This window comes from Amycolatopsis umgeniensis (assembly GCF_014205155.1).
GTDB classification, from domain to species: Bacteria; Actinomycetota; Actinomycetes; order Mycobacteriales; family Pseudonocardiaceae; genus Amycolatopsis; species Amycolatopsis umgeniensis.
This window is the reverse complement of sequence record NZ_JACHMX010000001.1, coordinates 8,281,369-8,304,083: the sequence shown is the minus strand read 5'-3', so window position 1 is coordinate 8,304,083 and position 22,715 is coordinate 8,281,369. Positions and strand designations below refer to the sequence as shown.

The window sequence follows — 22,715 nt, the reverse complement described above, 5'->3', positions numbered from 1 at the left end:
ATGCAAACCCCTCGAAGATGGCTCAGCTGACCGTGCGGCCCAGCTCGTTGTCGATGAACGCGAGGATCTCGTCGGTGGACGCCGCCTCGATCCGGCTGGTCACGTCCTCGGCGGGAGCGGACGCGGCGTGCGGCTCGCTCCAGCGGGACAGGATGGTCCGCAGGCGGGTGGTGATCGTGTCCCGTCGCGCGTCGTCGGCCGGGACACCGACCAGGACCTCCTGCAGGCGGTCCAGTTCGTCGAAAATGCTCGAGGAACCGTCGGCGACCAGCCTGCTCCGCAGCAGACCGGCCAGTGCGTCCGGCGTCGGATGGCCGAACACGACCGTCGCGGGCAGCTGCTCACCGGTCCTGGCCTTGAGCCGGTTGCGGAGCTCGACAGCGGTCATCGAGTCGAAACCGAGGTCCAGGAACGGTTGATCGGCCCGCACGGCGTGCCCTTCGGGAAGGGCGAGCACCGCCGCGACTTCGGCGCGGACGACGTCCAGCAACACTTCGTGCTGCTCCTCCACGCTCAACCCGGTCAGGCGGGAGGTCAGCGCGTCCGGACCCACGGTCCTCTTGGCGGGCGCCTTGATCAGGCCGCGCAGCAGCGGGGGCACGTACCCGCTCGCCCGCACCGCCGCCAGGTCCAGTGAGGCGGCGATGACCGACGAGAGACCGGTGCCGAGGGCCGCGTCCAGCAGTGCCAGGCCTTCGGCGGGTGCGAGGGTGAGGACACCGTGCAGCGCATGGCGTTTCCGGTCTCGCTCGGTGACGCCGGGCGTCTCCCAAGGGCCCCAGCCGATCGAGATCGTGTTCCCGCGCTCGGCGAGGGCGTCGAACAGCGCGTTGCCCGGCCGGCCCGGGTCCGACGAGAACAGCACCAGCGGTGTCGTTTCCGGGAGCAGCTCCCGCAGGTGACGGACGTCCGGGACACCCGCCGCGTGCACGACGGCGGACACCGGGTGCTCGCCGAGGACGGCCGCGAGTGCCGCGGGATCCGTCACATCACAGCTGACGAACGTCACTTCCGCCGCGCCGAGGCGTTCCCGGAGTTCGGGGGTGCCCTCGCCGCGACGTCCGGCCAGCACCAGACGGGAGACCCCGTGCTCGGTGACGAGGTGTTCCGCCACCAGGCCGCCGATCGCGCCTGTCCCGCCCAGGACGAGGACGGCGCCGTCGCCCCACACGAAGTCCTTCCGGTCAGCGGCCGCCCGTACCAGGCGCGGCACGAAGACCTCACCGTCGCGCAGGGCCGCTTGCGTTTCGCCTGCTCCGGCGATGGCCGCACCCACCTCGCTCGGCAGCGCCCCGAGGGTGTCCACCAAGACGAGCCTTTCGGGGAACTCCGTCTGCGCCGAGCGGAGTTCCGCCAGGATCGCGGCGGCTTCGAGATCCGGCGATTCCGTGCCGACGCGGACCGCGCCGCTCGTCGTCACCACGAGCGTGGTGTCGCCGGCCTCGGCCAGGAACTCCCGCACCCGGCCGAGGGTGCCGACGGTGTCCGAGGCGACCAGGTGCTCGATGTCCACTGTGGACTTCGTGTCGAGCTCGATCCGCTGCCAGTCCACCCGGAACAGCGACCGCCCGGTACCGAGTCCGCCGGGGACGGGCACGTCCCCGGTGATCACCTCGTCGATCGTCACCACCGGCAGGCCGGACTCGTCCGTGAGCAGCAGCGGATCGGCCGCGGCGAGCCGGACACCGCGCGCTCCGGTCGCGTACAGCCGCACGCCACGCCACCGCGCGGGATTCCCCTCGCGGCGGACGACGGCGTCGAGCAACGCGGGATGGATGCCGAACGCGGAGGCGTCCTCTTCGATTTCGAACGTTTCGCCCCGGACTTCACCGGGCTCGGGTGCGGGGACGACGTCCGCGGCGAGCAGCCCTTCGGCGTGCAGGGTCCATTCGTCGTCGGTGCGGGCGTGGATCGTGAACCGCCTGCTCGCCGTGTCGACGCGGAGCTGGAGGTCCGCCGCCCGCTCCGGCACCGGCAGTCCGGCCACGTAGGTGAGTTCGTCGACCCCCGCGAACCCCGACTCGTCCGCGGCCCGGAGGGCCAGCTCCACGAACAGTGCGCTCGGGACGACCGCGTGCTCGTCCAGCCAGGCCTGCCGTCGCCGGGAGACCGTGCCGCTGAACAGCACCTCCGTGCTGCCCGCGACGGGTACGGCGGGGCCGAGCAACGGCTCTTCGGCACCGTCGGCCAGCCAGTAGCGCCCGCGCTGGAACGCGTACGTCGGCAGGTCGATCAGGCGGCCCGCGCCGGTGAAGAACTCCGTCCACTCGGGCGTGACGCCCGCGGTGTACAGATCGCCGAGCGCGGTGATCAGCGCCGTGGTCTCCGGTTGGCCGCGGCGCTGGAGGGCCACGGCGTCACCGTCGTCGATCAACGCGGTGAGCACCGCGTCCGGTCCGATCTCCACGTACGTCCGGGCGCCGGCTTCCGCGAGGGCTCCGGCGGCGTCCGCGAAGCGCACCGGCAGGCGCACCTGATCGACCCAGTAGTCCGGGGTGCTCCATTCGGAGGTGACCGAGCGGCCGGTCACCGTCGACACCGCCGGGATCGCGGGTTCACCGAGGGTCAAGCCCTCGACCACGCCTCGGAATTCGTCCAGCATCGGCTCCATCAACGGCGAATGGAAAGCGTGACTCACCGCCAGGCGCTTCGTCTTAGCAAAGCTCGCCGCGATCTCCAGAACCCTGTCCTCGACACCGGAGATGACCACGGAATCCGGCCCGTTGACCGCGGCAATCCCGACACCATCGACCAAGGACACGTCCTCTTCACGCGCTTGGATCGCCACCATCGCGCCGCCAGATGGCAACTGCTGCATCAACCGGCCACGCGCCCGCACCAACGTCAACGCATCTGCCAGGGAGAACACCCCCGCCACATGAGCAGCCGCGATCTCACCGATCGAATGCCCAGCGACGAAATCAGGCCGGACACCCCACGACTCCAAAAGCCTGTACAACGCGACCTCAATCGCGAACAGCGCGGGCTGGGCCCATCCGGTCTGATCGAGATCCGTTCCGGAAGCGATCACCTCACGCAACGAGTCATCGCACACCTCATCGAAAGCACGCGCGAACACCGGGAACGTCTCGTACAACTCAAGACCCATCCCCGCCCGCTGCGAACCCTGACCAGTGAACAAGAACGCGGTCTTGCCACCGGTGACACGGCGGGCCGTGACCGAACGCAGCCCGTCGACGATCTCGTCGTGAGTGGCGCCGGTGACGGCGGTCCGGTGGTCGAAGTCCGCCCGTCCCACCGCGAGCGAACGGCCGACCTCGATCAGGTCCGGCCGCGACTCCTCCACGAACGACGCCAGCCGATCGGCCTGCTCCACCAAGGCTTCCGGCGATTTCGCCGACAACACCAGCGGGACGACGGGCAAGTCCGCCCGCTCACCCGCTTCCACCGGCTCGCCCTGCTCGATGATCACATGCGCATTCGTTCCGCTGATCCCGAACGAAGACACACCGACCCGCCTCGGCGCACCCGTCTCAGGCCACGAGTGAGCCTCGGTCAGCAGCGACACCGCACCCGCGTCCCACTCGACATGCGGGCTCGGCGCGTCGACATGCAACGTCTTCGGCAGAACACCGTGCCGCATCGCCTGCACCATCTTGATCACACCACCGACACCGGCGGCCGCCTGCGCGTGACCGATGTTCGACTTCAGCGAGCCCAGCCACAACGGCCGCTCCCGCTCCTGACCGTAGGTGGCCATCAAAGCCTGCGCCTCGATCGGGTCACCCAACGTCGTACCGGTGCCGTGCGCCTCGACAGCGTCCACATCGGATGGTTCGAGTCGCGCGTCGGCCAAGGCCTGACGGATCACGCGCTCCTGCGACGGACCGTTCGGCGCCGTCAAACCATTCGACGCGCCATCCTGATTCACCGCCGAACCCCGCACCACGGCCAAAATCCGGTGACCGTTGCGCCGCGCGTCCGAAAGCCGCTCCAGCACCAGCAGACCGGCGCCCTCACCCCACGCCGTCCCGTCGGCGCCCGCGGCGAACGGTTTGCAGCGGCCGTCCGGCGCCAGCCCGCGCTGCCGGGAGAACTCCACGAACGCGGTCGGAGTCGACATGACGGTCACGCCACCGGCCAGCGCCAGATCGCATTCACCCTGCCGCAAAGCGTTCGCGGCCAGATGCAAGGCGACCAGCGACGACGAACACGCCGTGTCCACCGTCACCGCCGGCCCTTCCAGACCGAACGTGTAGGCCAACCGCCCGGACAGCACGCTTCCCGCGTTGCCGCTGGCCAGCATGCCTTCCAGATCGTCCGGGACGTTCCGGACCCGTGAGGCGTAGTCGTAGTACATCATCCCGGCGAAGACGCCGGCCTTGCTTCCTCGCAACGCGTGCGGATCGATTCCCGCGCTCTCCAAGGACTCCCACGCCGTCTCCAGCAGCAGACGTTGCTGCGGATCCATCGCGTGGGCCTCACGCGGGGAGATCCCGAAGAACCCGGCATCGAATTCGTCGGCGTCGTGCAGGAATCCGCCTTCGCGGACGTAGCTCTTGCCGCGCAGGTCGGGATCCGGGGCGAACAGGTCCTCCGGCCAGCCACGCCGGTCCGGGAACGCCGAGATCGCGTCCCGTTCCTCGGCCACCAGCCGCCACAGGTCCTCGGGAGAACCCACATCCCCGGGATACCGGCACGCCATGCCGACGATCGCGATCGGCTCGGACGTCCTCGAGGAGGCGACCGCCCGCACCGGCTCGGCCCGCTTCCCCGACATCTCGCGCGCCACGAACCGGGCGAGGGCGACGGGGGTCGGGTGATCGAAGACCAGCGTCGTCGGCAGGCGCAGGCCGGTGCTCGTGGCGAGCTGGTTGCGCAGTTCGACCGCGGTCAGAGAGTCGAAGCCGATCTCCTGGAGCGGCCTGCCACCGTCGATCGCCGCCGGATCGGTGTGGCCGAGCACGGACGCGACCTGGGCGAGGACGATGTCGAGCAGGACGGCCTCGCGTTCGCCCTCGTCCAGCGTGGCCAGCCGCCGGGCCAAGGATCCGGTGGCGCGGGCCGTCCGGCGTGCCGGGACGAGGCCGCTCAACAGGCTCGGCAGGTCTTCGCCGCGGGCCCGCAGGGACGCCGTGTCGAACCTCGTCACGGTCAGGGCCGCGTCGTCCGCGCCCTGTGCCGTGTCGAACAGGGCCAAGGCGTGCTCGGACGTCAAGGGCAGCAAACCGTTGCGGGCCATCCGTTTGAGGTCGACTTCGCCGAGCCCGCCGGTGATCCCGCTGGTCTGCTCCCACAGTCCCCAGGCCAGGGACGTCGCGGGGAGTCCGTTCGCCCGCCGATGCTGGGCGAGAGCGTCGAGGAACGTGTTGCCCGCCGCGTAGTTGGCCTGACCGGGTCCGCCGAGCACGCCCGAGATGGACGAGAACACCACGAACGCCGCCAGCTCGCCGGTGAGTTCGTGCAGGTTCCAGGCGGCGTCGACCTTCGGCCGCAGCACCCTGTCCACCTGATCGGCCGTCAGCGAACCGAGTACGCCGTCGTCCACGACACCCGCGGTGTGCACGACCGCGGTGACCGGGTGGCGTTCCAGCAGTTCCCGCAGCGACTCGCGGTCGGCGATGTCGCACGCCACCACCTCCGCCCCGAGCTCGTCGCGCAACTCCGCCGCGCCAGGCGCGTCCAGACCTCGGCGGCTCACCAGCAGCAGATCGCGTACGCCGTGCGCGGAGACCAGGTGACGGGCGACGACGGCACCCAGTTCGCCGGTCCCGCCGGTGATCAGCACCCTGCCCCGGGTCCAGTCCACGGCGGCCGTTTCCCGGGAGGCGCGTTTCGCCAGCCGAGGCACCAGGATCCCGCCGTCGCGGACGGCGGCTTGCGGCTCCTCTGTGGCCACGACAGCGGCCAACGTCGCTTCGTCGACGTCACCGTCCACGTCCACCAGGACGAATCGCCCCGGGTTCTCCGACTGCGCGGACCGCACCAGACCCCACACCCCGGCGTGGGCCGGGTCGACGTCCTCGCCTCGGACCGCGAGCGCGTTCCTGGTGACGACGACCAGCGGAGCGGGATCGGTGTGGGCCCGCAGAAGGCCGAGCACGTGATGCGTGGCTTCACGCGCCGCGTCGGGTACGGGGATTCCGGTCGTCCTCGGGACGTGGACGATCTCGAAACCGTCGTCCTCGCCGGAGCCCGGTTCCGGCCGGACCCAGTCGATTCCGTACAGGCCGTCGGTCTCGCGCAGCGCGCCGGCCGACGGCGCTCGCAGCACCAGGGATTCCACGGTGGCGACGGGCAGGCCCGTTGCGTCGGCCAGCACCACCGAAAGCGTGTCCTGTCCGGTCCGGGTGAGCTTGACCCGGCAGACGGAAGCGCCTGCCGAGTGGATTTCGACGCCGGACCACGAGAACGGCAGCACCATCCGTTCGCCGTCGCCCACCAGTGACGCGTGCAAGGCCGCGTCGAGCAACGCCGGATGCAGCAGGAACGAGTCCGTGGAGACCGCTTCGGGCAACGCGATCTCGGCGAAGACGTCGGAACCCGCTCGCCAAGCCCGGCGCAGTCCCTGGAAGGCCGGGCCATAGCCGTAGCCGCGGTCGGCGAGGTCGTCGTAGAGGTCGGCGATGTCCAGTTCGGTCGCTTCCGGCGGCCAGGCCGCCAGTGCGGTGCCGTCGCCCGACGCTCGGGCCAGCAGGCCGCCGGCATGCCGGACCCAGGTGTCCTCCCGCCGCGAGTAGAGCGCGAACGCGCCGTCCGCGCCGACGATGGCCTGCACCTGCACCGACTCGCGTTCCGGCAGGGAAAGCGGTGCCGAGATGGTGAGTTCGTCGATCCGGGCGTGGCCCGCGAACTCCGCCGCCCGCAGGGCCAGCTCGACGAAGGCGGTTCCCGGCACCAGAACGGTGCCCCGGACCGCGTGATCCGCGAGCCACGGCTGGGCTTCCACGGAAAGCCGTCCGGTGAGCACGGTCGTCTCGCCGTCGGCGACCTCCACGGCCGCGCCGAGCAACGGGTGATCGGCCGGTTCGAGCCCCAGCCCCACCGCGTCGCGCGTTCCGGCGGACGGCGCGAGCCAGTACCGGTCGCGCTGGAAGGGATACGCCGGCAGGGCGATCATCCGGGCGTCGCCGCCCGAGAAGAACGCGGGCCAGTCGACGACGGGCAACCCGGCCACGGCCCGGACGAGTGTCTTGGCCTCCGGCCGGTCGCGGCGCTGCACCGGGACCGCGTCGACGTCGTCGAGCAGGTCGCCGACCATCGCCGTGAGCACGGCGTCCGGGCCGACCTCGACGAACGTCCCCACACCCTCTTCGGCGAGCGTCCGCACGGCGTCCATGAACCGGACGGGCTCACGAACCTGCCGCACCCAGTACTCGGCCGTGCTCCACTCCCCCGACACCACACGACCGGACACAGTGGACACTGCGGCGATATCGGCCGGTCCGAACTCCAGACCTTCCACCACCGACCGGAACTCGCCCAGCATCGGCTCCATCAACGGCGAGTGGAAGGCATGACTCACCGACAACCGCTTCGTCTTCGCGAACTTACCGGCGAGCTCCAGAACCTTGCCCTCGACACCGGAAATCACCACCGAATCCGGCCCGTTGATCGCCGCGATGCCGACACCGGCGGCCAAAGGCACGTCTTCTTCGCGTGCCTGGATCGCGACCATCGCGCCTCCGAGCGGCAGCTGCTGCATCAACCGGCCACGCGCCCGCACCAACGTCAACGCATCCTCAAGTGAAAACACCCCCGCCACATGAGCAGCCGCGATCTCACCGATCGAATGCCCCGCCACAAAATCAGGCCGAACACCCCACGACTCCAACAACCTGAACAACGCGACCTCAATCGCGAACAGCGCGGGCTGAGCCCAACCAGTCTGATCAAGATCCACCCCGGACGCGATCACCTCACGCAACGACTCATCGCACACCTCATCGAAAGCCCGCGCGAACACCGGGAACGCCTCATACAACTCAAGACCCATACCAGCCCGCTGAGAACCCTGACCAGTGAACAGGAACGCGGTCTTGCCACCGGCGACCCGGCGGGCCGTGACCGAATCCAGCCCGGCGAGCAGTTCGTCGCGGTCCGTCCCGACGACGACCGCGCGGTGCTCGAAAGCCGTCCGGCCGACGGCCAGTGAGTAGGCCACATCGGCGGGCTCGATCCGTTCGTCGGCAAGCAACGGAGCCAGCCGTCGTGCCTGATCCGCCACGGCGTCCGCCGATTTCGCCGACAGCACCAGGGGAAGGACTCCGGCGCCGGGGCGGGTACCCGCCTCGATCGGGTCGCCCTCCTCGATGATCACGTGGGCGTTCGTGCCACCGAAACCGAACGACGACACCCCGGCCCTGCGTTCGGACCCGGGCCACGGCCGCGCCTCGGTCAGCAGCGACACCGCACCCGACGTCCAGTCCACTTCGGGGCTGGGCTGGTCGATGTGCAGGGACTTCGGCAGGACACCGTGCCGCATCGCCTGCACCATCTTGATCACACCACCGACACCCGCGGCGGCCTGCGCGTGACCGATGTTCGACTTCAACGACCCCAACCACAACGGCCGCTCACGATCCTGACCGTAGGTGGCCATCAAAGCCTGCGCCTCGATCGGATCGCCCAGCCGGGTGCCGGTGCCGTGTGCCTCCACGACGTCCACATCGGACGCCGAAAGTCCCGCGTTCCCGAGCGCCTGCCGGATGACCCGCTCCTGCGACGGACCGTTCGGCGCGGTCAACCCGTTCGACGCGCCGTCCTGGTTCACCGCGGAACCCCTCAGTACGGCCAAAACCTGGTGACCGTTGCGCCGCGCGTCCGAAAGCCGTTCGACGAGCAGCAGCCCGACGCCCTCGGCCCACGCCGTCCCGTCGGCGCCCGCGGCGAAGGATTTGCACCGGCCGTCCGGTGCGAGACCACGCAGCCGGGAGAACTCGACGAATCCGGTCGGCGTCGACATCACCGTGGCGCCGCCGGCCAGCGCCAGATCGCATTCCCCCTGGCGCAGGGCGTTCGCGGCCAGATGCAGCGCGACCAGCGAAGACGAGCACGCCGTGTCCACGGTGACCGCCGGGCCCTGCAGGCCGAAGGTGTACGAGAGCCGGCCGGACGCGATGCTGCCCGCGCTACCGCTGAGCAGGTAGCCCTCGAACTCGTCGGGCGGAAGGTCCGGACGCGAGCCGTAGTCGTTGTACATCACGCCGGTGAACACGCCGGTCCGGCTGCCCCGCAGCGAATCGGGGACCACCCCGGCGTGTTCGAAGGCCTCCCAGGCCACTTCCAGCAGCAGCCGCTGCTGCGGGTCGGCGGCCAGCGCCTCACGCGGGGACATCCCGAAGAAACCGGGATCGAACCCGTCCACCGCGTCGAGGAATCCGCCGTGCCGGGTGGTGGACTTGCCGACCTGATCCGGATCCGGGTCGTAGAGCCGTTCGACGTCCCATTGCCGGTCGGCGGGGAACAGCGAGATGGCGTCCCGTTCTTCGGAGACCAGCCGCCAGAGGTCATCGGGCGTGGCCACCCCGCCGGGGTAACGGCACGCCATGCCCACGATCGCGATCGGCTCTCGTGCCTTGTCCTGGACCTCGCGCAGCCGTTTGCGGACGTCTTGCGCGTCGGCGATGGCCCGCTTGAGGTAGTCGCGGAGTTTCTGTTCGTCGGACACGTACGGTCAGCTCCTCAATCCAGCCTGTCGACGAGCGCGAACAGGTCCTCGTCGCTCGCGGAGTCCAAGTCGTCCTCGGCGTCGCCTTTGTCCGCCGCCCTGCAGAGATCCACCAGGTCCTCCAACCGGGTGGTGATGTCGTCGGGCAAGGTGCCGTCGGTCGCCATCGACCGGATGGCCGCCCTCAACCGGTCGAGTTCCGCCACGAGCGGGACCGGGGTGTCGTCGGTGGCGAGCAGGCCGCTCAGATGCGCGGCGAGCGCCGCCGGTGACGGGTGGTCGAACAGGACCGTGGTCGTCAGCCGCAGCCCGGTCAGCGCCGCCAGGCGGTTGCGGACCTCGACCGCGGTCAGCGAGTCGGAACCCAGGTCCTGGAACGTCTGCCCCGGGTCGATGGCGCCGCGATCGGCGTGGCCCAAGGCCGCCGCGACCTGTGCGCGCACCAGGTCCACCAACGCTTCCTCGCGTTCGGCGGCGGGCATGGCGGCCAGCCGCGCGCCCAGCGGCTGCCCGTTCTCGGCGTTCTTGGCCCTGCGCGCCGCGGGCAGCAACCCGCGCAATGCGAGGGGGACGTCTTCGCGGGTGCGCAGCGCGCCAACGTCGATCGACGCCACGGTGGTCACCGCCGTCTCCGAAGACACGGCCGCGTCGAACGCCGTCATCGCCTTGACCACCGGCAGGGGCCGCAGACCGGACCGGGCGAGCCGTTTGACGTCCACATCGGACAGTTCGCCGACCATCCCGCCCGCGCTTTCCCACAGTCCCCACGCGAGCGAGGTCGCGGGCAACCCCTGGGCACGGCGGTGCTGGGCCAAGGCGTCCAGGAAGGTGTTGGCGGCGGCGTAGTTGCCTTGTCCGGCGGTGCCCAGCACCCCCGCGATCGAGGAGTACAGCACGAACGCGTCCAGATCCATCCCGGCCGTGTACGTGTGCAGGTTCCACGCGGCGTCGATCTTCGGCCGCAGCACGGTGTCGACGGCTTCGGTGGTGAGATCGGGGATCAGGCCGTCCTCGAGCACACCCGCCGTGTGGACGACCGCGGTCACCGGGTACTCGTCCAGGAGCGCGGCCAAGGCGGCCGGATCGGCCACGTCGCAGGCCACGATCTCCGCGCCCAGCTCGTCCCGCAGTTCGGCGGCACCGGGTGCGTTCATCCCGCGACGGCTCACCAGCAGCAGCTCGCGGACCCCGTGTTCCTCGGCCAGGTGCCGGGCCACGACGGCACCCAGTTCCCCGGTGCCTCCCGTGATGAGCACGCGGCCGCGGCTCCAGTCCGGGGTCGCGTCGGCCGGGCCGGACTTCCTCGCCAGACGCGGCACGAACACCTCGTCGCCGCGGAGCACAGCCTGCGTCTCGCCCGCCGAGAGGAGCCCGTCGATCACCGCGTCCGGCACTTCGCCGTCGGCGTCCAGCAAGAGGAACCGTCCCGGGTTCTCGGTCTGCGCGGACCGCACCAGCCCCCAGACCCCGGACTGGGTCACGTCCACGTCCTCCGTGTCGACCGCGATCGCTCCCCTGGTCACCACGACCAAGGGTTCCGTCCGGTCTTCCGCCAGACGACGCTGCAGCCCGCCGAGCACCTGCTTGACGACCTCACCCGGCACGCCGTCCGGCGCGACGAAGAGATCGGCTGCGGTCCGGCTCGCGGGTGGTACCTCGACGGCCTCCCAGCGGGTCTCGAACAGCACGTCGGAAGCGTCGCGGAGTACCGGCCGCAGGGTCAGGGACTCCACCGTCGCCACCGGGGAGCCCAGATCGTCGGCGAGCAACACCGTCGCCGAATCCGGGCCGGTGAGGCTCAGGCGTACGCGGAGGGTCGTGGCGCCGGAGGCGATCACGTGCACGCCGGACCACGAGAACGGCAGCATCACCTGACCGTCGGTGGCCAGCGCGCCCGGCAGCAGCAACGGATGCAGCGCTGCGTCGAGCAGGACGGGGTGGACACCGAAACCGTCCACGGTGGCCTCGTCGGGCAGCCGTAGTTCGGCGAAGATCTCGTCTTCGCCTCGCCAGAGCCGGCTCACGCCCCGGAAGGCCGGGCCGTACCCGTAGCCGCGGTCCGCGAGGTCGTCGTAGAACTTGCTCGTGTCCACTTCGGACACTCCGGGCGGCGGCCACGCGTGCAGTCCCCCGGCCGTGACCGTTCCGTCGGCGAGCCTTCCTTCGACGTGCTTGTCCCACGGATGCTCTTCGTTGCGGCGCGAGTAGATCGTGAACGCCTGATCCGCGTCCACGACGACCTGCAGCTGGACCCCGCCCTCGGGCTGCACGATCAAGGGGGCGACCACGGTCAGTTCGTCGATCCGCCCGTATCCGGTCAGCTCACCCGCCTTGGCGGCGATGTCCACGAACGCCGAGCCCGGGAGCAGAACCGAACCCGACATGGCGTGATCGTCCATCCACGACTGGGTCCGCGTGTCCAGCCTGCCGGTGAACAGCACCTCACCGGAGCCCGCGACCGTGATCGCCGCGCCGAGCAGCGGATGCCCGGCCGCGCTCAGCCCGACCGACGCCATGTCGCCGACACCGTGCACCGGCTGCAACCAGAACCGGTTGCGCTGGAAGGCGTACGTCGGCAGGTCCACGTGGCGGGCACCGGTACCGGCGAAGAACGCCCGCCAGTCCACGTGCACGCCGTGGGTGTGCAGTGCCGCCAGCGCGGTGACCACCGTCCGCGGCTCGGGCCGTTCCCGGCGCAGGACCGCCGTCACGGCGTGGTCGTCCGGGGCAGGGCCGGTGTCGAGGACGTCCCGGGCCATGGCCGAAAGGACGCCGTCCGGGCCGAGCTCCACGAAGGTCCGGACGCCCAGTTCGGACAGGGTGCGCACGGATTCGGCGAACCGCACGGGCTCGCGCACCTGCCGGACCCAGTAGTCCGGGTCGCCGAGGACGTCCGCCTGCGCGAGCCTCCCGGTGACCGTCGAGACGAGCGGGATCCGCGGTGGGTGGAAGTCGATCGTCCGGACGACCGCGCCGAATTGGTCGAGCATGCCGTCCATCCACGGCGAGTGGAACGCGTGGCTCACGGTCAGCCGCTTCGACTTGGCGAACCTCGCGGCGATCTCCAGGACCTTGTCCTCGACACCGGAGATGACCACGGAGTCCGGGCCGTTCACCGCGGCGATCCCGACCCCGTCGAGAAGGAGCGGCTGGATCTCCGCCTCGCCCGCCTGGATCGCGACCATGGCCCCGCCCCTGGGCAGCTGCTGCATCAGCCTGCCGCGGGCCCGGACCAGCGTCAGCGCGTCCTCCAGCGAGAACACCCCCGCCACATGAGCCGCGGCGATCTCGCCGATCGAATGCCCGGCGACGAAGTCCGGCCGGACACCCCACGACTCCAGAAGCCTGAACAGCGCGACCTCGACGGCGAACAACGCGGGCTGGGCCCATCCGGTCTGGTCGAGATCCACCCCCGCGGTGATCACCTCACGCAGGGAGTCGTCGCACAGCTCGTCGAAGGCCCGTGCGAACACCGGGAAGGCTTCGTGCAACTCGAGTCCCATGCCGACTCGCTGGGAGCCCTGGCCGGTGAACAGGAACCCGACCCGGCCGCCCCGAACCTGCGTCACCGCGAGCGAATCCAGCTCGGCGAGCAGCTCCTCGCGGCTCGTGCCCACGACGGCGGCGCGGTATTCGAAAGCCACCTTGCCCGTGGCGAGCGAGAACGCCACATCCGTCAGGTCGGCGTCTTCACCGGTCAGGAAGCCTGTCAGGTTACGAGCCTGCTCCACCAGGGCTTCCGGCGACTTCGCCGACAGCACCAGCGGGGCGACGGGCAGTTCCGCCCGCTCACCCGGTTCCACCGGCTCGCCCTGCTCGATGATCACGTGCGCGTTGGTGCCGCTGATCCCGAACGACGACACCCCGGCCCGGCGCTCGGGCCCCGGCCACGGCTGCGCCTCGGTCAGCAGCGACACCGCGCCCGCGTCCCATTCGACATGCGGGCTCGGCGCGTCGACATGCAACGTCTTCGGCAGAACACCGTGCCGCATCGCCTGCACCATCTTGATCACACCACCGACACCGGCGGCGGCTTGCGCGTGACCGATGTTCGACTTCAGCGAGCCCAGCCACAACGGCCGCTCCCGCTCCTGGCCATACGTCGCCATCAAAGCCTGCGCCTCGATCGGATCGCCCAACGTCGTACCGGTGCCGTGCGCTTCCACGACGTCCACATCGGACGCTTCGAGCTTCGCGTTCCTCAGCGCTTGCCGGATCACGCGCTCCTGCGACGGACCGTTCGGCGCCGTCAAACCATTCGACGCGCCATCCTGATTCACCGCCGAACCCCGCACCACGGCCAAAACCTGGTGACCGTTGCGCCGCGCGTCCGAAAGCCGCTCGACGAGCAGCAGCCCGACACCCTCGGCCCAGCCCGCGCCGTCCGCGGCGGCCGAGAACGACTTGCACCGCCCGTCGGAGGAAAGGGCACGTTGCCGGGAGAACTCCACGAACGTCGCCGGGGTGGACATCACCGTCACGCCACCGGCCAGCGCCAGATCGCATTCACCCTGCCGCAAGGCGTTCGCGGCCAGATGCAGCGCGACCAGCGAAGACGAACACGCCGTGTCCACCGTCACCGCCGGCCCTTCCAAGCCGAACGTGTACGCGACACGCCCCGAGGCGACGCTTCCCGCGCTGCCGTTGAACAAATAGCCCTCGAACTCCTCGGGCGGCAGATGCGGCCGGGAGCCGTAGTCGTTGTACATCACCCCGGTGAACACGCCGGTCCGGCTGCCCCGCAGGGAATTCGGGTCGAGTCCGGCCCGTTCGATGGCCTCCCATGCGGTTTCGAGCAGCAGCCGCTGCTGCGGGTCGGCGGCCAGCGCCTCACGCGGGGACATCCCGAAGAAACCGGGATCGAAGTCACCCGCCCCGGTCAGGAATCCGCCCGACCTCGTGTAGGACTTGCCGACCTGGTCCGGATCCGGGTCGTAGAGCCCGGCCAGATCCCAGCCGCGGTCCTCCGGGAAGCCGGACACCACGTCGCTGCCGTCGGCGACGATCCGCCAGAGGTCTTCGGGCGAGCGGACGCCGCCGGGGTACCGGCAGGCCATCGCGACGATCGCGATGGGTTCGTCGGCCACCGCGGTCGCGACGGAGTCCTGGCGCCGTTCCCCGCCGGTCAGCCGGTCCGAGAGGTACGCGGCCAGCGCGACCGGCGAGGGGTAGTCGAACACCAGCGTGGTGGGCAGCCGCAACCCGGTCAGCGACGCCACCCGGTTGCGCAGTTCGACGGCGGTCAAGGAGTCCAGGCCGAGTTCCTGGAACGCCCGCTGCGCGTCGATCCCCGCGGCGTCGGCGTGGCCCAGTACGTCCGCGACCTGGTCCCGGAGCACCTTGACCAGGGCCTCTTCGCGGTCTTCCGGCGCCAAACCCGCCAACTCGGCCATCGGGGAGGCCGCCGCCGTCTTCGCACGCCGTTGCGGGCGTTTGACCAGCCCGCTGAGCATGGCGGGCACGTCGTCGGCCCTGGCACGCAGGGTCACCGTGTCGACAGTGGTCACGGCGAAGACCGGCTCGTCGGCCGCCACCGCCAGGTCGAACGCCTCCATCGCGGCGTCCGTGGTCAGCGGGATCAACCCGGTGCGGGCCATCCGCCGGACGTCGACGTCGGCCATCCGGCCGGTCATCCCGCTGCTCTGCTCCCACAGGCCCCACGCCAGCGACGTCGCGGGCAGGCCCTGCGCCTTGCGATGGTGCGCGAGCGCGTCCAGGAACGTGTTCGCCGCCGCGTAGTTGCCCTGACCCGCCGCGCCGAGGATGCCGGTGACCGACGAATACAGCACGAACGCGGACAGGTCGCCGGTGAGTTCGTGCAGGTTCCACGCGGCGTCCACCTTCGGCCGCAGCACCCGGTCGACCTGCTCGTCGGTGAGCGATTCGAGGACGCCGTCGTCCAGCACCCCGGCGGTGTGGATCACGGCGCTCACCGGGTACTCGGCCAGCAACGCCGCCAGGGCGTCCCGGTCGGCCACGTCGCACGCGACGATCTCGGCGCCGAGTTCGTCCCGCAGCTCCGCGGCCCCGGGGGCGTCCGGGCCTTGACGGCTGACGAGCAGCAGATCCCGCACGCCGTGCTTCCCGACCAAGTGCCGGGCCAGCAACGCGCCCAGGGCACCGGTGCCGCCCGTGATCAGCACGTGGCCACCGCCCCAGTCCGAAGTGGACACCGGTTGCGGGAAGCGGCGGGCGAGGCGGGGCACGAAGGCCTGCCCGTCCCGGAGCGCGACCTGCGGTTCGCCGGTGGCCAGCACGCCGGCCAGCGTCTCCCCGTCCACGTCCCCGGGTGCGTCGATCAGGACGAACCGGTCGGGGTTCTCGGTCTGGGCCGTACGCACCAGACCCCACACCGCGGCCTGCCCGAGATCGGCGACGTCCTCGTCGCCGACGGCGATCGCTCCCCTGGTCACCACGGCCAGCCGCTCGGTGCCCGCCAAGGACTCCCGCAGTATCCGGAGCATCCGCTTCGTCACGTCGGCGGGCGAACCGACCGGGACGTCCGTGACGACGACGTCCCCCGGATCCGTGCCCCGGAGCTGGAGGCCGTGCCAGTCGATCCCGTACAGGGTGCCGCCGGTGTTCTCCCGCAACGCTTCCCGGGCCACGGGCCGCATGACCAGTGCGTCCGCGACCGCGACCGGGGCGCCGGTCTCGTCGGCCGCCACGAGCTTCGCGGTGTCGTCCCCGGTGAGGGTGAACCGGACCCGCAACGTGGAGGCGCCCGAAGCCAGGAGCCGGACCCCGGACCAGGAGAACGGCAGCACCAACCGGTCACCGTCGTCGACGACGCCGGGGAGCAGCGCGTGCAGCGCGGCGTCGAGCAGCGCGGGATGGATCACGAAAGCTTCGGTGTCCTCGGTCGTCGACACTTCCGCGAAGATCTCGCCGTCGGCGTGCCACACCTTGCGCAGGCCGCGGAACACCGGTCCGTACACGTATCCCTGGTCCAGCAACCGGTCGTAGACGCCGTCGAGGGCGACTTCCGCCGCGTCGGGCGGCCACTGGGTGAGTTCGTCGGTGACGGCGCCGTCCTCGGCGGACAGCACCCCGGTGGCATGCCTCGTCCACTCCTCGGCGTCTTCCTGACGCGAGTACACCTCCAGCGACCGGCGTCCGGATTCGTCGCCTTCGCCGACCACGACCTGGATCAGCACGGCGCCCGGTTCGGGCAGGACGAGCGGGGCGATGACGGTCAGTTCGTCGATCCGTTCGCAGCCCGCCAGCTCACCCGCCTGCGCGGCCAGCTCGACGAAACCCGTACCGGGAAAGAGAACCGAGCCCAGCACCGCGTGATCGGCCAGCCACGGCTGGGTGTCCCGGGCGAGCCTGCCGGTGAGGACGAGCTGACCGGCGTCGCCCACGTCGACCGCGGCACCCAGCAGCGGATGCCCGGTCGCGCGTACGCCCAGCCCGCTGACGTCCCCGGTTCCGGTGCCGGGGGTGAGCCAGTACGTCTCCCGCTGGAACGGATACGTCGGCAACTCGGTCCACCTGCCTCGCGGCAGCGACCAGTCGACCTCCCGCCCGGCGACGTACACCTCGGCGATCGAGGCGAGCATCCGGTCGAGTCCGCCTTGATCGCGGCGCAGTGAGCCCGTCACGACGGCGTCGGTGCCGTCGAGCAGATCCTGGACACCCATGGTCAGCAACGGATGCGCGCTGCACTCGACGAAGTACCCGAAGCCCAGGCCGGCGAGACTGCTGATCGCGGGCGCGAACCGCACCGTGTTCCGCAGGTTGCGGTACCAATAGCCCGCGTCCATCTCCGTGGTGTCGAGCCATTCGCCGGTCACGGTCGAGAAGAACGGCACCTGCGACGGCCCCGGCCGGATTCCGCCGAGCACCCGCAGGATCTCGCCCTCGATCCGCTCGACGTGCGCGGAATGCGACGCGTAGTCCACCGGGATCCGGCGCAAGCGCACACCGTCGGCGACGCACTCGTCGAACAGTTCGTCCAGCGCTTCGCCGTCACCGGAGACGACCGTCGCGGACGGGCCGTTCACGGCCGCGATCGAGATCCGGCCCTCCCAGCGGGCGATCCTCCGCTCGACGTCGGCCGCGGGCAGCGCGAGGGAGGTCATCCCGCCGAGGCCGGCGATCGCGGTGATGGCCTGCGAGCGCAGGGCGACCACCTTGGCGGCGTCGGCGAGGCTCAGGGCGCCCGCGACGCAGGCGGCCGCGATCTCCCCCTGCGAATGCCCGACCACCGCGCCCGGCTCGACGCCGTGGGACCGCCACACCTCGGCCAGCGCCACCATGACGGCGAACAGGACCGGCTGGACCACGTCGACCCGCTCGAGCGAAGGCGCGCCGTCCTCGCCGAGCAGTACCCCGGTCAGCGACCAGTCGACGTACTCGGCCAGCGCCTCTTCGCAGTCCCGGATCCGGGCGGCGAACACCGGGGACGAATCGAGCAGCCGCGTCGCCATCCCCGCCCATTGCGATCCCTGGCCCGGGAACAGGAACACGACGTCGCCGCGGTCACCGGGCGCCACCCCGGTCACCACGCCGTCACCGGCCTCGCCCGCGGCCACCGCGCTCAGGCCTTCGAGCAGGTCAGCCCGGTCATTGCCGACGATGACCGCGCGATGGTCGAGTGCCGACCGGCCCTGTGCCAAGGACCACGCGATATCCGCCGTCGAGGTCTCGCCGGTGAGCGTGGTGCGGAGCCGTTCCGCCTGGGCACGCAGCGCCGGCGCGCTGTGCGCCGACAGGACCAGCGGCAGGGCTCCGGGCACGTCGGCTTCGGCGGGTTCCTCGGCGTCCGGCGCCTGTTCGAGGATCACGTGCGCGTTGGTCCCGCTGATCCCGAAGGAGGACACACCCGCGCGGCGAGGACGCTCGTCGGCGGGCCACGGCTGGTGAGCGGTGAGCAGCGAGACCGCGCCCGCCGTCCAATCGACGTGCGAGGTCGGCTCGTCGACGTGGAGGGTCTTGGGCAGCACGCCGTGCCGCATCGCCTCCACCATCTTGATCACGCCGCCGACCCCCGCGGCCGCCTGGGCGTGCCCGATGTTCGACTTGAGGGAGCCCAGCCAGAGCGGCCGCTCCCGCCGCTTGCCGTAGGTCGCGATCAGGGCGTTCGCCTCGATCGGGTCGCCGAGCGTGGTTCCGGTGCCGTGCGCCTCCACGGCGTCCACTTCGGACGGGGTGAGACCGGCGTCGGCCAGTGCCCGGCGGATCACGCGCTCCTGCGACGGCCCGTTCGGCGCGGACAGGCCGTTGCTGGCGCCGTCCTGGTTGATCGCCGAACCGCGGACCACCGCGAGTACCGGATGGCCGTTGCGCCGCGCGTCGGACAGGCGTTCCAGCACGAGCAGTCCGACGCCTTCGGCCCAGGCCGTGCCGTCCGCGGCCGCGGCGAACGGTTTGGCCCGGCCGTCCGGTGCCAGCCCGCGCTGACGCGAGAACTCGACGAACATGCCCGGGGTCGGCATCGCCGTCACCCCACCGGCCAGCGCCAGCGCCGATTCCCCGGTGCGGAGCGACCGCACCGCCAGGTGCAGGGCCACCAGCGAAGACGAGCAGGCGGTGTCGACCGTGATCGCCGGTCCGGTGAAGCCGAACTGATAGGCGATCCGGCCGGACATCACGCTGCTGGTGACGCCGGTGAGGATGTGCCCGCCGACGCTTTCGGGGGCATCGTGCATCCGGTGCCCGTAGTCCTGCGCCGTGGCGCCGACGAAGACACCGGTGTCGCTGCCCCGCAGGCTGTCCGCGGTGATCCCCGCCCGCTCCAGCGCCTCCCACGCGGACTCCAGCAGCAGCCGTTGCTGGGGGTCCATGGCCTGCGCTTCCCGCGGGGAGATTCGAAAGAAGCCCGCGTCGAATTCGGCGACGTCCCGCAGGAAACCTCCCTGCCGGATGGTGCCGGGGTCGAGATCGCCCCCGTTCCAGCCTCGGTTCTCGGGGAAGGCCGTGATCGCGTCGCCCGCTTCGGCGACCAGCCGCCAGAGATCCTCGGGCGAGGAGATGTCGCCGGGGTACCGGCACGCCATCCCGACGATCGCGATCGGCTCTTCCAGCGCGGCCGCGCCGAACGTCTCCTCCTCCGTCTCGACGGCGGCGTCGCCGGGGTTCTGCTGGAGGTACGCGATGAGCGCGGCGGGCGTCGGGTAGTCGAAGAGCAGCCCGGAGGGCAGGGCCAGCCCGGTCGCGGCGGCGAGCCCGTTGCGCAGTTCGACCGCCAGCAGGGAGTCGAATCCGAGTTCACGGAACGGTTTGTGCTGTTCCAGCGCGGTACCCGGCGGGAGCTCCAGAATCGCGGCGATGTGGTTGCGGACCAGGTCCACCACCGAGTGATCGCGCTCGACCTTCACCGTGGTCCTGGTCTTGTCGCCGACCCAGTAGCGGCGGCGCTGGAAGGCGTAGGTGGGCAGGTCGACCACGTTCCGCGCGGTGTTCGCGTACGCCGGCGACCAGTCCACCTCGAATCCGCGCGCGAACACGAAGGCGAGCAGGGCCAGGACGGTCTGGCGCTCCGGCCGGTCGCCGCGCAGCGCGGGCGCGGCGCCCTCGACCATCGCCGACAGCACGGAATCCGGTCCGATTTCGGCGAAGGTCGTGGCGCCCTCGGCGGACAGGGTCTGGACGGTGTCCAGGAACCGCACGGGCTCACGAACCTGCCGCACCCAGTACTCGGGTGAGCTCCACTCACCGGACATCACGCCGCCGGTCACCGAGGACACCGCGGCGATACCGGCCGTTCCGAACTCCAGACCTTCGACGACGGCCCGGAATTCGTCCAGCATCGGCTCCATCAAGGGCGAGTGGAAGGCGTGGCTCACCGCCAGGCGCTTCGTCTTCGCGAAACTCGCCGCGATCTCCAGAACCTTGTCCTCGACGCCGGAGATGACCACGGAATCCGGCCCGTTGACCGCCGCGAGACCGACCCCGTCGACCAACAGCGGGAGCACATCCGCCTCACCGGCCTGGATCGCCACCATCGCCCCGCCGAGCGGCAACTGCTGCATCAACCGGCCACGCGCCCGCACCAACGTCAACGCGTCCTCGAGCGAGAACACACCCGCCACATGAGCGGCCGCGATCTCACCGATCGAATGCCCAGCAAGGAAATCAGGCCGGACTCCCCAGGACTCCAAAAGCCTGTACAGCGCGACCTCGACCGCGAACAGCGCGGGCTGAGCCCATCCGGTCTGATCGAGATCCGTCCCGGACGCGATCACCTCACGCAACGACTCATCGCACACCTCATCGAAAGCCCGCGCGAACACCGGGAACGCCTCATACAACTCGAGACCCATCCCGATCCGCTGCGAACCCTGACCGGTGAACAAGAAAGCGAGACCGCCGGGAGTGACCACATTGGACACCGCGTCGCGTGACGGCAGGCCGTTGGCCAGTGACTCCAGGCCCGCCCGCAGACCGTCCACGTCGTCGCCGAGTACGACCGCGCGATGCTCGAACCGCGCCCTGGACGTGAGCAGGGACCATCCGGCGTCGGCGGGGTGCACGTCCGTGTCGAGGAAGTCGCGCAGCCGTGCGGCCTGCGCGCGCAACGCGTCCTCCGTGCGCCCGGTGAGCACCAGCGGCGCCGCCTCGACGGCACCGGCAGGTCGCGGGGCGGGGACGGCGGGCGGTTCCGACAGCACGACGTGACAGTTGGTCCCGCCGATGCCGAACGAGCTCACCCCGGCGAGCAGCGCCCGGTCCTGATGCGGCCAGGCGGTGGATTCGGTCTGCACGGAAAGGTTCAGCTCGTTCAGCGGGATCGCCGGGTTCGGCGTCTCGAAGTTCAGGCTGGGCGGCAGTTCCCGGTGGCGCAGGCTCAGGATCACCTTGAGCAGTCCGGTGATCCCCGCCGCGCCTTCGAGATGGCCGACGTTGGTCTTGACCGAACCGACCCGCAGCCGATCCTCGGCCGGACGTTCGGCACCGAGTACGGCGCCGAGCGCGGCGGCCTCGATCGGGTCGCCGACCGGTGTCCCGGTGCCGTGCAATTCGACGTACTGGACGGAACCCGGGTCGACGCCCGCCCGTTCGTACGCGGTGCGCAGGACCTCTTCCTGAGTCTCCTGCCCGGGAACGGTCAGCCCTGTCGTGGCGCCGTCGTTGTTCACCGCCGTACCGCGGATCACCGCGTGCACGCGATCGCCGTCCTCGACGGCCCGCCGCAGCGGCTTGAGCACGACGACGCCGGCGCCCTCGCCGCGCACGAAACCGTTGGCGCGGGCGTCGAAGGTGAAGCACCGGCCGTCCGGGGACAACCCGCCGAACCGCTCCGCGGTGACCGCGCTTTCCGCGACGAGGTTGAGGTTCACCCCGGCGACGATCGCTGTCGCGGACTCACCGGCGCGGAGGCTCTCGCAAGCCAGGTGCACGGCGACGAGCGAGGACGACTGCGCCGTGTCGACGGTCAGGCTGGGACCGCGGAGGTCGAGCGCGTACGAAAGGCGGTTGGCGATCACGCCCCGGTTCACGCCGGTGATCGTGTGCTGGGTGATGGCCTGCCGGCCGTGCTGGTGCACCACAGCCGTGTAGTCGTCGCGCAAGGTGCCGACGTACACCGCGGTGGAGCTGCCCGCGAGCGTGCCGGGGACGATCCGGGCGTCTTCCAGCGCTTCCCAGGCCAGCTCCAGCACGAGCCGCTGCTGCGGGTCCATGGTGACCGCCTCGCGCGGCGAGATACCGAAGAACCCGGCGTCGAAATCGCCTACGGCGTCGAGGAATCCGCCGAACCGGGCGCTCGGCGTGGCGGTGGCGGACCAGCGGCCCGGCGGCACTTCGCCGATCGCGCTCGTCCCCGTGCGCAGCAATCGCCAGAATTCGGCGGGCGACGCCGCCCCCGGCAACCGGCAGGAAACGCCGATGACGGCGATGTACTCGTCGGACTCGTCAAGTTCGTCAACGACTCTTGTCATCGCGCACGATTGCCTTTCCTCGAATTCCCGGTCACATTCACGCTTCCCAGGGCAGCCGACTTCGGACGTTACCGAGCGCGCGGTAATCCGCGGTTCTCGCTCCACCGATTACTTGACGATGAACGGTCGATGCCGCCGGGTCGGCTAGTTTCGCCGAAGACGCGGAAATCCCCAATTCACAGAAAGCGGGTCTCGTCCAT

Annotated in this window: 2 protein-coding genes; both read right to left on the bottom strand. The window is 70.7% G+C overall.

The window, feature by feature from the left end:
* Positions 1–22: 22 nt before the first annotated feature.
* Positions 23–9,631: a type I polyketide synthase gene (locus tag HDA45_RS43110; RefSeq protein ID WP_184903728.1), complete on the bottom strand. Its 9,609-nt coding sequence runs from the start codon at positions 9,629–9,631 to the stop codon at positions 23–25.
* 14 nt (positions 9,632–9,645) lie between these two features.
* The gene (locus HDA45_RS38030) at positions 9,646–22,515 is read right to left on the bottom strand and encodes a type I polyketide synthase (protein WP_184903726.1); all 12,870 of its coding nucleotides are present in this window, start codon (positions 22,513–22,515) and stop codon (positions 9,646–9,648) included.
* Positions 22,516–22,715: the final 200 nt, after the last annotated feature.

What these genes read in the sequence shown, in the direction of transcription:
- HDA45_RS38030 (WP_184903726.1), bottom strand. Translation starts at nt 22,515, where the DNA reads ATGACAAGAGTCGTTGACGAACTTGACGAGTCCGACGAGTACATCGCC.